18 protein-coding genes and 1 other annotated feature are annotated in these 14,909 nt (G+C 38.5%); of the genes, 12 read left to right on the top strand and 6 right to left on the bottom strand.

Translation table 11 applies throughout. The annotated features are described in order from the left end of the window. Positions 1 to 112: 112 nt before the first annotated feature. On the bottom strand, positions 113 to 793 hold the full coding sequence (locus AC5WOC_RS15385) for a TetR/AcrR family transcriptional regulator (protein ID WP_496056300.1): 681 nt from the start codon (positions 791 to 793) through the stop codon (positions 113 to 115). A gap of 163 nt (positions 794 to 956) precedes the next feature. On the opposite strand from AC5WOC_RS15385, the gene AC5WOC_RS15380 reads away from it, so the two are divergent. Continuing rightward, a complete protein-coding gene (locus AC5WOC_RS15380; RefSeq protein ID WP_496056299.1) occupies positions 957 to 1,928 on the top strand; it encodes an aldo/keto reductase in 972 nt (323 codons plus the stop codon). A gap of 309 nt (positions 1,929 to 2,237) precedes the next feature. Continuing rightward, complete coding sequence (locus AC5WOC_RS15375) at positions 2,238 to 3,410, top strand: alpha/beta hydrolase family protein (RefSeq protein ID WP_496056298.1); 1,173 nt, start codon at positions 2,238 to 2,240, stop codon at positions 3,408 to 3,410. A 61-nt stretch (positions 3,411 to 3,471) separates the two neighbouring features. Here AC5WOC_RS15375 and AC5WOC_RS15370 read toward each other — a convergent pair whose 3' ends face one another. Both AC5WOC_RS15370 and AC5WOC_RS15365 read right to left on the bottom strand, forming a co-directional pair. After that, positions 3,472 to 4,185: an alpha/beta fold hydrolase gene (locus AC5WOC_RS15370; RefSeq protein WP_496056297.1), complete on the bottom strand. Its 714-nt coding sequence runs from the start codon at positions 4,183 to 4,185 to the stop codon at positions 3,472 to 3,474. Between the two features lie 431 nt (positions 4,186 to 4,616). Continuing rightward, complete coding sequence (locus AC5WOC_RS15365; RefSeq protein WP_496056296.1) at positions 4,617 to 5,075, bottom strand: protein-L-isoaspartate O-methyltransferase family protein; 459 nt, start codon at positions 5,073 to 5,075, stop codon at positions 4,617 to 4,619. Positions 5,076 to 5,580: 505 nt separating this feature from the next. Between AC5WOC_RS15365 and AC5WOC_RS15360 the strand changes: the two genes are divergently transcribed. Further along, positions 5,581 to 5,898, top strand: coding sequence for a hypothetical protein (locus AC5WOC_RS15360; protein ID WP_496056295.1), 318 nt, complete (start codon positions 5,581 to 5,583; stop codon positions 5,896 to 5,898). A gap of 131 nt (positions 5,899 to 6,029) precedes the next feature. On the opposite strand, the gene AC5WOC_RS15355 is transcribed toward AC5WOC_RS15360, so the two are convergent. Further along, a complete protein-coding gene (locus tag AC5WOC_RS15355; RefSeq protein WP_496056294.1) occupies positions 6,030 to 6,224 on the bottom strand; it encodes a hypothetical protein in 195 nt (64 codons plus the stop codon). 196 nt (positions 6,225 to 6,420) lie between these two features. Between AC5WOC_RS15355 and AC5WOC_RS15350 the strand changes: the two genes are divergently transcribed. Then, entirely contained in the window at positions 6,421 to 6,747 is a 327-nt protein-coding gene (locus tag AC5WOC_RS15350) for a hypothetical protein (protein WP_496056293.1), read from the top strand. Positions 6,748 to 6,872: 125 nt separating this feature from the next. Continuing rightward, complete coding sequence (locus AC5WOC_RS15345; protein ID WP_496056292.1) at positions 6,873 to 7,397, top strand: hypothetical protein; 525 nt, start codon at positions 6,873 to 6,875, stop codon at positions 7,395 to 7,397. 135 nt (positions 7,398 to 7,532) lie between these two features. On the opposite strand, the gene AC5WOC_RS15340 is transcribed toward AC5WOC_RS15345, so the two are convergent. Together AC5WOC_RS15340 and AC5WOC_RS15335 are read right to left on the bottom strand one after the other, a co-directional pair. Continuing rightward, positions 7,533 to 7,901, bottom strand: coding sequence for a hypothetical protein (locus AC5WOC_RS15340; protein ID WP_496056291.1), 369 nt, complete (start codon positions 7,899 to 7,901; stop codon positions 7,533 to 7,535). 283 nt (positions 7,902 to 8,184) lie between these two features. Further along, the gene (locus AC5WOC_RS15335; RefSeq protein ID WP_496056290.1) at positions 8,185 to 8,601 is read right to left on the bottom strand and encodes a hypothetical protein; all 417 of its coding nucleotides are present in this window, start codon (positions 8,599 to 8,601) and stop codon (positions 8,185 to 8,187) included. Positions 8,602 to 9,064: 463 nt separating this feature from the next. On the opposite strand from AC5WOC_RS15335, the gene argS reads away from it, so the two are divergent. From argS to AC5WOC_RS15300, 7 genes are all read left to right on the top strand, one after another. Further along, a complete protein-coding gene (gene argS, locus AC5WOC_RS15330; protein WP_496056289.1) occupies positions 9,065 to 10,753 on the top strand; it encodes an arginine--tRNA ligase in 1,689 nt (562 codons plus the stop codon). A 46-nt stretch (positions 10,754 to 10,799) separates the two neighbouring features. After that, positions 10,800 to 10,922: a sequence feature (ribosomal protein L20 leader region), on the top strand. Continuing rightward, the gene (gene infC, locus AC5WOC_RS15325) at positions 10,919 to 11,467 is read left to right on the top strand and encodes a translation initiation factor IF-3 (protein WP_496056288.1); all 549 of its coding nucleotides are present in this window, start codon (positions 10,919 to 10,921) and stop codon (positions 11,465 to 11,467) included. It overlaps the preceding feature by 4 nt. A gap of 22 nt (positions 11,468 to 11,489) precedes the next feature. Continuing rightward, complete coding sequence (gene rpmI / locus AC5WOC_RS15320) at positions 11,490 to 11,687, top strand: 50S ribosomal protein L35 (protein WP_496056287.1); 198 nt, start codon at positions 11,490 to 11,492, stop codon at positions 11,685 to 11,687. Positions 11,688 to 11,708: 21 nt separating this feature from the next. Continuing rightward, positions 11,709 to 12,062 (top strand): 50S ribosomal protein L20, encoded by a 354-nt coding sequence (gene rplT, locus AC5WOC_RS15315; RefSeq protein WP_496056286.1) that lies wholly within the window; start codon positions 11,709 to 11,711, stop codon positions 12,060 to 12,062. Between the two features lie 234 nt (positions 12,063 to 12,296). Further along, a complete protein-coding gene (locus tag AC5WOC_RS15310; RefSeq protein ID WP_496056285.1) occupies positions 12,297 to 12,704 on the top strand; it encodes a hypothetical protein in 408 nt (135 codons plus the stop codon). A 169-nt stretch (positions 12,705 to 12,873) separates the two neighbouring features. Further along, a complete protein-coding gene (gene ilvD / locus AC5WOC_RS15305) occupies positions 12,874 to 14,544 on the top strand; it encodes a dihydroxy-acid dehydratase (protein ID WP_496056284.1) in 1,671 nt (556 codons plus the stop codon). A 133-nt stretch (positions 14,545 to 14,677) separates the two neighbouring features. Continuing rightward, positions 14,678 to 14,899, top strand: coding sequence for a hypothetical protein (locus tag AC5WOC_RS15300; protein WP_496056283.1), 222 nt, complete (start codon positions 14,678 to 14,680; stop codon positions 14,897 to 14,899). Positions 14,900 to 14,909: the final 10 nt, after the last annotated feature.

Here is a 14,909-nt window from a genome sequence, read left to right as displayed (position 1 = left end):
CACACAGCCTTTTTCAATGTTTATAGGGAACTGCGTTTTGAAATTTTTTTGCTAGTTTCATTTATCATTTGATGATATACAGGAAATAAAAAAGATAGCGACTTTGCTATCTTTAGTAATTTTTATACAGATTTTTGGTAATTTTTTGAGCCATGTATTCTGCTTTTGACATCATTTTTGTATCGTCTACAGCTTGAAGTTTATCGGGTTTAAATAATTGGAGTTTTTTCAACCTGTAATATTCAAAGATTACTTGTTGCGGGGTTAAATTATTAACCATTAAATATTTGACATCCTGCATGTTTCGCAGCAATTCATCTTGCAGAATGAATAGTTTGCCATTGATCTCATTAAATATGCCTGCTTGTTTTCCTTCATCTAAAAAAGCCAATATTTGTTGTTCTCTAAGTTTCAAGGCTTCCATTAGTCGATCATAATTCTCTGGATAATTGCTTTCGAGTTCTTCTAAAAAAATATCAGTAATGTATTCGGCAACTAAAACGGATTGCTCAAATAGCTCCTGGAAGCGAAAACCAAATCTTTGATCTGCATCTACTGAATCCTCTATAAGATTTTTAATATAATCCACATAGAAACTCACGATACACCCAACAATCTCTTCTTTTGACGGAAAGTATTTATATAAGGTAGCCCTGCTTACATCCATTATTTTAGCTATTTCTTCCATACGTAAGGACTGGAAACCATTTTTTCTTACATAAGGTATCAACCTTTGTGTAAGCTTGCCTCTTGTCTCGTTTTGTTTGTTCGTAACTTTGTTTTTTTCTCTCAAACTTGTGATCCCCCTTTCTGCTTAGTTTATCGAACATCTGCTTAGATTATATACAACAAATACAAAATGAGTCAAATATACAAAAATAGTATTTTTTGTTTACGTTGTATTTGTTTCATGTTACTATGGTTTCAACTTCAAGAAAAAAAGGATGGTTGACATCATGAAAACGAGAAAACTTGGCAATAGTGATTTGCTTGTTCCTTTTATTGGATTGGGTTTAATGGGAATGTCAGGGAGTTATGGTCAAGCGGATGATGAGCAATCCATTAAAACCATACATCATGCTCTGGAATTAGGCGTTACATTACTCGATACCGCTGATATTTACGGCAATGGCCACAATGAGCAATTACTTGGTAAAGCTCTCAAAGGCCGTAGAAGTCAAGCGATTGTATCCACAAAGTTTGCTTATCTTCCTAATTTTGCAGGGATAAACGGTCATCCAGATTATGTTAAGGAAGCAGTGGATGAAAGTCTCCGTCGGTTAGGAATGGAATACATTGATCTGTATTACCAACATCGAGTAGATCCAACTGTTCCTATTGAAGAAACAGTTGGAGCAATGGCTGATCTTGTTCAAGCGGGAAAAGTTCGTTATCTCGGTCTTTCTGAAGCTTCTGCATCTGACATTCGCCGTGCACATGCCATACATCCAATATCTGCTTTACAAACCGAATATTCACTTTGGAGTAGAGAAATCGAAGATGAAATACTGCCTGCTGTAAGGGAATTGGGAATTACTCATGTAGCCTACAGTCCATTAAGCAGAGGATTTATATCCGGTGAACTTCGTAAATTTGAAGATCTAGAAACTAATGATGTACGCAGGTATATTCCGCGTTTCCATAAGGAGAACTTCCAAAAAAATGTGGATATCGTGGATAAAATCAAAGAAATTGCTGAAGAGAAAAACTGTACTCCTTCCCAATTGGCATTAGCATGGACAATGGAAAATGGAGCTTTGCCTATACCGGGAACCAAACGAATCAAATATTTGGAAGAGAATGCAGCTTCTGTTTGTATTGAATTAACAGCTGATGATTTAGCTCGTATAGATGCCGTTAGTCCTAAAGATGCAGTGCATGGGGTTCGACATATTGATGGAGAAAAATTTCGGAGAGATTTGAAGTAGACGAATGACTGAAAGTAAAATCAATGCGTCAAAGGAACAATTCCTTTGGCGCTTTTTTTGGCTTTTGGATTATAAAAGAAAACCTTTTTCATAATAGATTCCCCTTTAGAAATCCGGAATGTGCCCCTTATTTATTGGATTGTTCACACATCTACTTCAGATATTTTTATCGAATATCAATAAAATATTGATGACTTTCAATAAAAAAGGTATTATGAAGAGAATAATTAACGTTCTCCAAAAACGATAAGGTTTTAGAATTGGTGATGCTCCAAAACAATGCTCTTAAAAAAGAAGGTGTTACTAGATATGATCTCCAAAAGAAGTTTACTAAGATGGTTTCTATTACTAAGCATAATAGGATTAGTAGTGGTTGTTTTGTTATCAGTCTATTTTTTAACGGAAAGAAATAAACCCCTGGTATTGCCAAAACCTACGGGTAAGTTTCCAGTAGCTAGAATTGGGTATGATTGGATTGATAAATCTCGAAATGAGAAATACTCCAAAACAAAAGGCATGAAAAGAAAATTGTCAATATGGATTTGGTACCCTGCGAAACTAAACAAAAATGCTAAAAAAACAGAGTATTTTCCGGATAAATGGGGAATTATGCAAGAAAAGGTTTCGGGTTTACCATATTTACAGCAGAATTTTAAAACGATCCATACTAATTCTATTCAGGATGTGCCTTTATCAACGAGACAAAAGACTTATCCTTTAATCGTTTTTGAACCGGGAATGGGCAATATAGTGTTTAACTACACTACATTAGCCGAGAATCTTGCGAGTCATGGTTATATTGTTGTTGGGGTAAATCCAACCTATAGTTCTGATCCTGTTGTGTTTTCAGATGGAAGTGTTGCCTATAAGACACCTGAAGGGACAATGCCGGATAATGATCTAACAGATAAGCAGATGAATAGAGTTGGTTCCAAAATGATTAAAACATGGGCTGATGATATGAGATTTGCAATTAATAAATTTTCTGAGATGAATATTATTCAGGGAAGCATGTGGACTGGACGTATTGATATGAAGAGTATAGGGGTTTTTGGACACTCTTTTGGAGAAGCAACTGCTGCTGAAGTAAGTTCACTTGATGATCGAATTAAGGCTGGTATTGATATGGATGGTTACTTGTACGGTGTCAAAAAATTCCCCAAAAAACCGTTTATGTTTATTATGAGTCATCATCAGAAAAGTGAAGGCTATTTTCAAGAATATGAAAAAATACAGGGTGGTTATAATGGTCTAAAGAAAGATGGGTATCTAGTAGAGATTCCCAAAGCAGCCCACCCCAGCTTTTTAGATAATGCTGTCTTTTTTTCGCCTATATTAAAGGTCTTGGGTGTGTTTGGAACGATTAATGGAAAACGTGGTTTGCAGATCACAAACGCTTATATAACTACTTTTTTTGATAAATATCTGAAAAATAGAAACAACAATTTATTAAACAAAAGTCATCAGACTATCCAAAATTAAAAATTCAATTAAAATAGTGCGACAAGGGGACGGTTCTCTTGTCGCATAGCTACTTGTACTTTTAGTCTTGTCCAGCTAAAATAATTTTTTCTGCTAGTTCTTTTGGTATGGTGAACATAGCTTCATGACTGCCATCATATTGATGAAAACGATGAAGACCAAGTCTTCCAGCCATTTTTTCATATGCACGGAAATTAACGACAGTATCTATAGAACCATGTAAGTAAGTTTTGGGTATATCTAATGAATAAAATTTTGAAAGATTTAGTTTTTCGATGAAAAGAGTGGTCGGATTGGATGTTAATGTTTCATATGCTTTTTTTGCAGTGTCTAGATCTCCATCATTGATAAAAACATCTCGCCAAATAGGAAATTGTATTTCAACTGGTTCTCCAAGCACGGCATCAGGGAGTAATGCTCCAAGATCGACTACACCATCAAGACTTTCGGCAACAGATTTTTCATGAAGGGATACTACTCCCCCTAAAAAGATCAGACGTTTTATTCGATCAGGAATTTTTTGTGCTATTTGTTGAATATGTGTTCCACCCAAACTGTGTCCTAGTAAAATGATATTATGTAAATCTCGTTTTTTAATATAAGATACAACGTGCTCTATTGCTTCATCATAAGTAACATACTTATTTCCATTGGGTTCATTGCCTCCAACCGTTGGTGCATAAGCATCGTGTCCATGCTGTTCAAGATGATGAATGACTTGATTCCAACATTCTCCTGTGTGACTAGTGCCATGAACCAATACATAGGTACTCATAGATGACAGCATCTCCTTATGTTAAAAGAATATTTAGCTATTATCTTAATATTAACATAATAAAAATAATAATATATAGATGTTGTGAAATACATTTAGATGATTTATGGATTTATGCTGGAAGATCGTTACGGATTTCTCCTTGTTCCACTCCTTGTTGAACGAGTTGAATAAAATGATCAATTTGCTGTTCAAAAAACATCTCAAGTCGCGCCCGTGTACTCGTTCATTCGTCCTATCCGCTTCATAAGAGAGATCAGAGGACATCATCCAATGCAGCCCCGTTCCGCCAGTTTTCTATCAGCATATTTGTGTACTGCTTTATTTTTTCTATCAACGATCAACGGCTTTCGACGAAGTGTGATTTGCTCGACAAATAGATATAATCATGATAATAAGTAAATAATTTATTCTTAGAATCAGAGGAGATATTACCTTGTACGTATTGAGAAAAGCGAAAAAGGAAGAAATGAATCAATCATTCCTTTTTCTTTTATTTGTTCTATCCAGTGACTAGGGAAGGAGTCGGGAGTTGTCCATGCGATGATGCGATCATAAGGAGCAGAAGGCTCATATCCCTGTCTTCCATCGCCTGTGATACAAGTCACCCAAGGGTAATCAGATAGTTTATGTTTCGCTCTTTGTGTAAGACTTGGATCAATGTCAACGGATATAACCCTTCCGGTTTCTCCAACTAAAGTAGCTAGCAATGCAGTACTATAAGCCGAACCCGTCCCAATTTCTAATACACTTTGACCTTCATGAATTTCAAGTATATTTAAACCGCTTTCAATTGCTTGAGGTTTAGTAGTCTGTGTTAGCAAATCCCCATTTTCTTGTAGCATGTAATCCTTTGGATTGATAAGCGAAACAGCCTTTTTAATGTCCATTTTCTCCTCCTAATGGGATCATGTTTTCATTAGCTATAACGTTCAAGTGTCATGTAACTTCCATCTGCCAAAATATTCTAACATGAGGGAAAGAAAATGCAATGAATTTTCACTATATTATTAAAATTATAATTATTATTATTGTTTTCATAAAAATAGTGATTTTCTAAAGGGGGACGGTGAATTATGAAAATAATATTTTGCCGTTATTACAAGGAATATGCTTTCTCATTTAAATAAAAATAAACGCTTTCTACGCAGAATAGTAGAAAGCGTTTTTGTGATTGCAGTAATTGAAATTAAGAAACCGCAAGTCTTGCTTTTTAGTTAATCTGCTGGATCACCAGACACCATCTTTATCCCCCCTTTGTATAAATAATTGATGTAGCTTTCTTGTATATTCTCTTTCCAAATGGTTTGGAAGATGAGGAACGCTTTATTCATGCGTTGATTCGAATGGAAATTGGGCGGTTTCAAAAATAAAAGGAAAAGGATTGTGATCGAAATGGCACTGAAATTATGTGTGGAAGGCAATAGAGACAAGGTGAGAGATTTTGTAGAGTCAATCCAAATGAGCCCTCAGTGGCGGTTTTACAGTGGATCAAAGGTGACACTTGGAGCAGATGAGCTGAGAATGGAGTATTTCTTTGATAAGAAACCATATGAGAGACCTTCTTTTCAAACAAGGAAAACGTCAAGGCTAACGATCACGAGTATTGATGATCAAAAAATTGAATTTGATTTACTAGATGCAGAAGTGACAGATATGGGAAATGGAACTACTTTTGTCCAAGGGAAAAATTTTGATATTTTCGCTGATTAATACGAATGCGACAAGAGAACCGTCCCCTTGTCGCAAAAGCTCCGGTTCTGTGGTGACGTTTTGACACCACAGAACCATATGTGACCGAAGTCAGGAGATGAGACCTGCCTTGGGAAGAGTTACTTCTTGAGTCAGGACGAAGGTTTCTTTCCGCATTCAAGCGGATGCCTCTTCTTCCAGTCGAGCATCACGTCCGCATCGGACATGATGTCGAACTCTCGATAGGCACCCTGTCCACACACGGGGCAGTTTCCAGACAGAAACTTCTGTCCGGTTTCGTCGGTCATGATCTCAACGGTTGCCGGGTTTTCCGACTGGGCGGTCATCCTTAACCTCCAAAATGGTCACCTAGTTGTAGTGTCAGTGTATCATAATCCAGAATATTGCGGTAATGTAAAAAATCGAATAATGGTATCATAAAAAGACCGAACTTTGTTATTTTTATTCTGAAATAGTATCATTTAACTAAATAATGTATCTTCGTGCTAATTACTTTGATAAAAAACAGATGGAGTGGAAGTAGTGGTCAGAAAGAAAATTTATAGTTGGCTCATTCAAGCTGTTATTGTTTTTATCTTTTTGTTGATTAGCTGGGGTGGAGGAGCTCTGACTTACGCCATCTTCTTTATTTTATTTTCCAGTATTATTTTTGTACCTATCTCACTGTTTATTGATTTTCTAATCAAACGTTTTTCTTTCATAGTTCAAACGATTTTATCTTTTCTTGTTCTTACTGGTGTGAGTCTTGCTCTGTTCTTGCCATCTCAAGGTTGGAAATTGGCATTGTTATTTGGACCAACTTATTGGTTAGTGGATGAGATTTTCAAATGGAAGAATAAAGCTGTTTAATAGAGAGGTATTTCTCATCGTTACCTTTATCAGGTTTGTGAACGACTCAAAAAAACGATTGTCCTGAATCTTCGCAAAAAGTATAATTTTATTGTCTTTATAACATGGCAAGACTAGAAAGGAAAATGAACATCTTGATTGGTAGAATGTTTAAGACTTTTGTTTTTTGTACTCCTTTTCTTGTTTTATTAGCAGGATGTGCGAGTGGTGTATCCACCGATACATTACAGCCATTGTGGACAAAGCAAGTAAATCAGGAGATAACACCCTTGATGACTGATGTATTTGCGCCTATTTCTTCTCACGTGACATCAGAGTTAAAATTTCATTCAGACGAAACGTGGGATGTTCCGGCAGATAAATTACCAGATTATAAGTACGGACTCCAACATGCAAAGAAAACAGAAAATAATCTTCAAGATCCGACATTGTTGATTCATGTGAAACTAAATCAACCTTTTGCATCTTATCAAACAAATCAATTAGCAGAACAAATTTGGTCAGCAAAACAACAGTTGTCCATAAATGGTATAAAAACTGGGGAGATTGCTATGGAATATAACGGAAAAAAATATGTAGATGTCTCTCTTCAAGCGATAAATGAGCAAGGGGATGTTGATTCATATCTTAATATGGGTTCAAAAGGTTAGAGGTTTACTGATAAAAAGCATTGGTCATCGTTGACTATTGCTTTTTTATTTATAGATTGAATATTGTGATAATAATTAATCGGACTGTTGAGCTGTCTCTCGATGATGTGATCGAGGGACAACTCAACAGGTTCCCTACTTCACAAGGAACTGCAAGAAGTAGTCCGAGATCACTCCCTCGAACGCGTCAGTGAAGTCATCAGAACTCCAGTCCTTGTCACGCTGCTTGATGTCGACCAGCATGAGCACACTGACCATTGGAACCAGCCACTCCAGATTGTCCCTGTACATGAGCGCTGTCATCATGGACTTGCTCTCCGAGAGGTACCGCTCGATCTGCGCGACGCTCACTTTGGAGTGCTTGGCGACGAGCGCCACGAGTTGCGGGAATGTCAGGGAGGAGTTGCGTTCCACCTCGGCAGTCACCCTGGTGATCAGGATGTTGAGACCCGACCAGCATTCCTTAGCGAAGAGGTTCAAAGCAGCTTCACGGTTGATGGCCACGATGTTTTCTCGCTTTCTTCGAGTAGGGGTATAGTACTTCTTGGATATATTTTATATCATCAAAGCAGTTGTGTCCTCCAAAAGATTGTACATTAACAGAATGTTGAAAAATTTTTAAGAAATGCAGAAAGAAAAGATTGGGAAAATCGATATGGAGTATAATCGGGGAGAAATATGTAGATATCTCGCTTCGAGCGATAAATGGGTGAGGAATAACAAAGAAAAGAATAATGAATTGGGCTGTTGAGCTGCATCATCAAGATGCAGCTCAACAGAGTTTTCCCTACCTCAGCCTCTGTATGAAGTAGTCCGAGATGACCTCGTTGTACGGGTAGCCATAGATGAGGCGATCCCAGTACTTGCCTTCATGCTTCGCCTTGGTCACGACCAAAAGCCCGATCGTCGGTTCCAGCCACAACAGACCCGTTTCAGCCATGCGCACGAATGGGTTCAGATCGGCTCGTTTCAAGTCGATGTACTGTGTGAATTGCTCATAGCTGACGCAGGCGTGCTTGACGACGAGTTCGACGAGCTGCTCGAATGTCAGGGAGTCCAGTTTCTCCATCTCGGCGGTCACCTGTTTGAAAAGGGAGAGGTGCTTCTCGGCTTCGTCTGCCGTCATCTCCTCGTACCGAATTGCGCTTTCGGTGTACGAGGTGACGATGCGCATAACGTTTTCACGAGTGCAGTCAGTAGACATGGCGCTTTTCTCATTCTGTGAGTAGGGGTTCAAACAATTAACTATATTCTAGCGAATATGATGATAACAGTCAATTTTCCATTCTTAAAATGCGAGTGAGAAAACCCATGATTTGAATCATACAGTGATTAAATATGTTTCCAAATGATAAAGAATGAGCGCGAAATATCACCACTTCTAAAGAATAAGCTTGACCAATGGTATTTTAGTTTGGTATATATAAAAATTATCTACTAATATCGGTGAAGAACGAGTAAGAGATGCAGATATCCTAGCGAACTGAGGATGGTGGAAGCTCAGTATATCGATTTTCTGAAACGCATTCTGTTAAACTACTGATCGGGGAACACCTCGTTAACAAGGGTAAAGTGGTGCTTTGGGCACAAGCGGAGTGGTACCGCGGGCATTAAGACGCTCGTCTCCTTTTAGGGGATGAGTGTTTTTTTATATTTAGGAGGTCAAAATGGACTATAAACAACTATTTGCTGAACAGTTGGCAGCTTCGTTGGAGTATGGGTTGAAAGAAGAAGAGATAGCGAAGTTAATAGAAAAACCGCGTAAACAAAATTTAGGAGACTATGCATTCCCTTGTTTTCTATTAGCAAAAAAATTGAAAAAAGCACCAAATGTAATCGCTGCTGAGCTGGCAGATAAAATGGAACATGAGTTGTTTCAAAATGTACAAGCGGTTGGTCCATATGTGAATGTGTTTCTTCATAAGCGAGTTGCGAGTAAACAAATATTGGATGAGATTTTACAATTAGGCAGTCAATTTGGAACAAATAACAATGGACAAGGAGCTTCTGTTACGGTTGATCTGTCTTCTCCTAATATTGCCAAAGCATTTTCGATGGGACACTTGCGATCTACGGTTATCGGTAATGCTATTGCAAATATTGCGGAGAAAAACGGATATCGCCCAGTTCGAATCAATCATTTAGGAGATTGGGGAACACAGTTTGGAAAATTAATTGTTGCCTATCGGATGTGGGGAAGCGAAGAAGCAGTTCGTCAGCACCCTATTTCAGAGCTGATGAAACTCTATCTGCGCTTTCACGAAGAAGCAGCAGACAAACCAGAACTGGAAGAAGCAGGCAGAGAAGCATTTCGGTTATTAGAAAATGGAGACGAAGAAAACTATGCCCTTTGGGAATGGTTTAGAGAAGAATCACTGCAAGAATTTGCTCGTATTTATGATTTGTTAGGAGTAAAATTTGATTCTTTCGCTGGGGAAGCTTTTTACACCGATAAGATGGATGCTGTGGTAGAAATGCTTGAAGAAAAAGGATTACTTGTCGAAAGTGATGGTGCGAAAGTCGTTTTATTAGAAGAGGAAGGACTACCACCTTGTTTAATCCAAAAGTCAGATGGCGCCACACTATATGCTACGAGAGATCTGGCGACTGCCCTTTACCGGAAAAAAGAATATAATTTTGCAAAATCCCTTTATGTTGTAGGCAGTGAGCAGAGCCTGCATTTTACGCAACTTAAACTGGTTTTAGAAAAAGCTGGATTTACATGGGCGAAAGATATGGAGCATGTAGCCTTTGGGATGATGCTCCGTAACGGAAAAAAGATGTCAACACGGAAAGGACACGTTGTTTTGTTAGAAGATGCGCTTAAGAACGCAATCGAGTTGACAAAGCAAATCATCGAAGAAAAAAATCCCACTTTAGTAGAGAAAGAAAAAGTGTCTCATGATGTTGGGATTGGAGCGGTTATTTTCCATGATTTAAAACATTTCCGTACAAATGATGTAGAGTTTTCCATGGAGGCGATGCTCAACTTTGATGGAGAAACAGGGCCGTATTTGCAATACACACATGCACGCTGTCATTCTTTGCTTCGCAGAGGAGGATATACTCCAAACAGCGAGGCACAAGAAATCCCAGATGAAGAAGCATGGTCCATTCTTTCTTTGCTAAAAGATTTTGATCAAGTAGTAAAATTGGCTTGGCGTGAATATGATCCATCTAAGATCACTCGATTTGCCCTTGATCTGGCACGAAGCTTAAACCAGTATTATGCACACATTCATATTTTATCAGATGAAGAAAATAAACAAGCACGTATGAATCTGATTTATGCCACTGCTACAGTATTGAAAGAAGCACTTCGTATACTTGGTTTACAAGCTCCAACGGAAATGTAAGTGCTCATTTGACATAAGGGCAGCAGACATGCTAAGATAATTCCATTGTGTTAAGAAGAAGCGCCCGCTTCTCACCTGGTCGACGCAAATTGGTTGTTGCTAGGTTAGTTGAGGAAATACCTTAAGTATTTTACGTGTGGGCGATTCTCGTCCACACTTTTTGTATTGTCATTTTTCATTACTGGAGGTGTAATTATTAGCAAAGAACAGCAACAGGTCAACGAAGCGATCCGCGCTCGTGAAGTGCGACTCATTGGGGCAGATGGTGAACAGCTAGGTATTCAACCACTTAGAGAAGCACTGCGCATGGCTCAGGAACAAAATCTCGACCTCGTCAATGTAGCTCCACAGGCGAAACCACCGGTTTGTAGAATCATGGATTATGGAAAATATCGTTATGAGCAAAGTAAACGAGAAAAAGAAGCACGTCGTAATCAAAAGATTGTCCAACTAAAAGAAGTTCGTCTGAGTCCTTCTATTGAAGATCATGATGTACAAACCAAACTCAAAAACGTTGTGAAGTTTTTGGAGCAAGGAGACAAAGTCAAATTGAGTATACGTTTCCGCGGACGGGAGATCACTCACCAAGATCTAGGTCGTCGTGTGTTAGTTCGTATGGCTCAAGAAGTAAAAGAGATCTCTGATATTGAAAGACAGCCTAAATTAGAAGGCCGTCAAATGATCATGATCTTAACTCCAAAATCGTCAAACTGACATCGAAGGGAGTAGAAACGCGATGCCAAAAATGAAATCCAAAAAATCAGCTACCAAACGTTTTAATAAAACTGGTACTGGTAAAGTGAAACGCAATCATGCATTTACTAGCCACTTGCTCGAAGGTAAATCTGCGAAACAAAAACGCAACTTGCGTAAAAGTGCAATTATGGCTAAAGGTGATGCAAAACGTATCGAACAATTAATAGCTTATAAATAGATCGTCTAGGAGGGAAATTTCATGGCAAGAGTTAAGGGTGGTACAGTTACCCGTCGTCGTCGTAAACGCGTGCTCAAGTTAGCTCGTGGTTACTTCGGTTCCAAACACCGTTTGTTCCGTACTGCAAAACAACAAGTAATGAAATCATTGATGTATGCGTATCGTGACCGTCGTCAACGCAAACGCGATTTCCGTCGTCTTTGGATTACACGTATTAATGCAGCTGCTCGGATGAATGGATTGTCTTATAACAAATTGATGCATGGCTTAAAAGTAGCTGGTGTAGATATTAATCGTAAAATGCTTGCGGAATTAGCAATTTTTGATGAAAAAGCATTCAGCGAATTAGCACAAGTTGCAAAAAAAGCGCAATAAGTAAGAGATTATCTCATAGATTTTTATTCTATGAGATTTTTCTTTTTCCGGCTTATATCTTTCTTTTTTATGTGTTTCTTTTTCGATTTTACAAGTATTTATTCTGACAAAGTTTGATAACAATTTAGTCAATCGAGCGAATATTCTTAGGATATAATATTTATGTAATGATAAATCAGAGAGAGGCATACCCTCTGTTTTTTCTATTCGATACTCGAAGGAGTTAGGGGCTAAATGCTGGTTAATTGGATCAAACTTGAGTATGAGCAGTACGGGCATTTGGATGCGCAAGGTAATTTGTGTTTACCCCTCGAATATGCAGAGGACTTTGTCCGGATATGCTATCAACATAATATTTCACTTATTGGGGTCGACTTCATTTTTCGAGCAGAAGACGACAATTATTATCACATTACAAGCCTAGATTGTTCTGAGATCATTTGGAGTTTTGCCGACTGGAATCATTTAGTAGATTATTGCAATCAAATTGTTTGGAATGTCATAGTGCAAGAAGGAAATAAAGCTGGAACGGAATTTTTTATCCCTTATTTAATGGAAGAATACGATTGGTTAATGCAAAAAATATTAAATGAAACAGACAGTCTAGAGGATAGTTCTAATTTCATAGGTGGTAATTTTTGAGAAAGCAGGCAATCAATAGGTCTGCTTTTTTTTATGAGTTGTGATAGTATAGATCTAATTTAGTAAATTTTATTTTATCTACACTTGTGCAATAGACCTATGTCTAAGCCTGAAGATGCTTACTACCCAAGTAAGTTTCTTTTATAATTCATAAAGTAGGTGACTTAGAGTGAGAAGTGACAAAATTAAAAAAGGTATTGATCGTGCACCGCATAGAAGTTTGCTCAGAGCTGCTGGTGTGAAAGAAGAAGATTTCGAAAAGCCATTTATCGGTATTTGTAATTCATTTGTAGAAATTGTGCCCGGTCATATGCATTTGAATAAATTTGCAGAAGTAGTCAAAGAGGCAGTTCGAGCTGCTGGTGGTGTTCCTTTTGAATTTAATACCATCGGTGTAGATGATGGAATTGCGATGGGACATATCGGCATGCGTTATTCACTTCCAAGTAGGGAAGTAATTGCCGATGCGGTAGAAACAGTTGCATTGGCACACTGGTTCGATGGTCTGATTTGTATCCCGAATTGTGACAAAATTACGCCAGGGATGCTGATGGGTGCGATGCGTGTCAATATCCCAACAATCTTTATTAGTGGTGGACCAATGAAAGCTGGAATGACTCCTTCTGGTAAATCCATCGATTTGGTTTCCGTATTTGAAGGCGTAGGGGCACACCAAGCAGGAAAAATAGATGAAAAAGAACTATATGAATTGGAACAATTTGCTTGTCCAAGCTGTGGTTCTTGTTCTGGTATGTTCACTGCTAATTCGATGAACTGTTTATCCGAAGCAATGGGAATGGCTCTGCCAGGAAACGGAAGTATATTAGCAGATACACCTGAGCGAAAAGAACTTGCGAAGAAAGCTGCAAAACAAATTATCGCTTTGATCGAAGCAGATTTGAAACCAAGTGATATCGTTACCAAAGAATCGATTGATAATGCATTTGCCCTTGATATGGCAATGGGCGGCTCTACCAACACCGTATTACATACGTTGGCAATTGCTCATGAGATCGGTGTCGAATATCCATTGACGCGAATCAATGAGATGTCTGCAAAGGTACCGAACTTGTGTAAAGTCAGTCCTGCTGGTCAGTGGCATATGGAAGATGTGGATCGGGCGGGTGGAATTCACGCAATTCTGAATGAATTATCAAACAAAGAAGGTATCTTAAATTTAGATTGTAAAACAGTAACGCTTAAAACGTTAGGAGAAAATATTAAAGATCATAAAATTTTAGATGAAGAAGTTATTCATCCGATTACGAATGCGTACAGCGAAACAGGCGGACTTTGTGTACTCTTTGGTAACCTAGCTCCAAATGGTGCGGTGATCAAAACGGGTGCTGTAGATCCATCGATTAAAACGTTTAGCGGCCCTGCTGTGATTTTTGAGTCACAAGATGCTGCGATCGCTGGTATATCTTTTGGAAAGGTAAAATCAGGGGATGTTGTCGTCATTCGTTCAGAGGGACCAAAAGGTGGACCTGGTATGCCAGAGATGCTCTCTCCCACTTCGGCGATCATGGGACGCGGTTTAGGGAAAGAAGTTGCTCTGATTACCGATGGCAGATTCTCTGGAGCAACCCGTGGGATCAGCATTGGTCACGTATCTCCAGAAGCAGCAGATGGAGGGCCGATTGCCTTTGTCGAACAGGGAGATATCATTCACATCGATTTGATCAACCGTACGCTTGAGCTTGAGGTTTCTGATGAAGAATTGGCAAGACGCCAAGAAAATTGGCAGGCGCCGAAAATTGAAGTTGGCGGCAGATTTTTACGCCGTTATGCCAGTTTAGTAACTTCTGCAAATACAGGTGCAGTTTTGAAAGACTGCTAATCAATGAAAAAGTATCTGCTGCCATGCAGGTACTTTTTTGTTTGGCATTATTTTACTGGTATTCAGAATATTGTATTTATAAATGAAATCTGCTATGATTGCCTTGTCATACCAGCTCTACTTGGAGGAAAAGATGGCAGATATTCTGGAGACTGCTAAGAAGCTCGAAGGTGATCTTATGATGGCTCGCCTGGAAGCGGATAGCAAACCGAGTGGCAAGGGTAATGATGCTTCTCTTAAGGCTAAAAAGAATCTGCTGAACTATCTCAATAAGATGATCAATGATAAGAAAACACCAGAGGATGTTCGGGTAAAACTTCGGGAAATGAAGAAGAATAATGACCTGTTTTCGTAGAGTTTGATCA

The organism is Shimazuella sp. NTD247 (genome assembly GCF_059510415.1).
The sequence above is the reverse complement of the archived record's forward strand: the minus strand, read 5'-3'. Positions and strand labels throughout refer to the sequence as shown.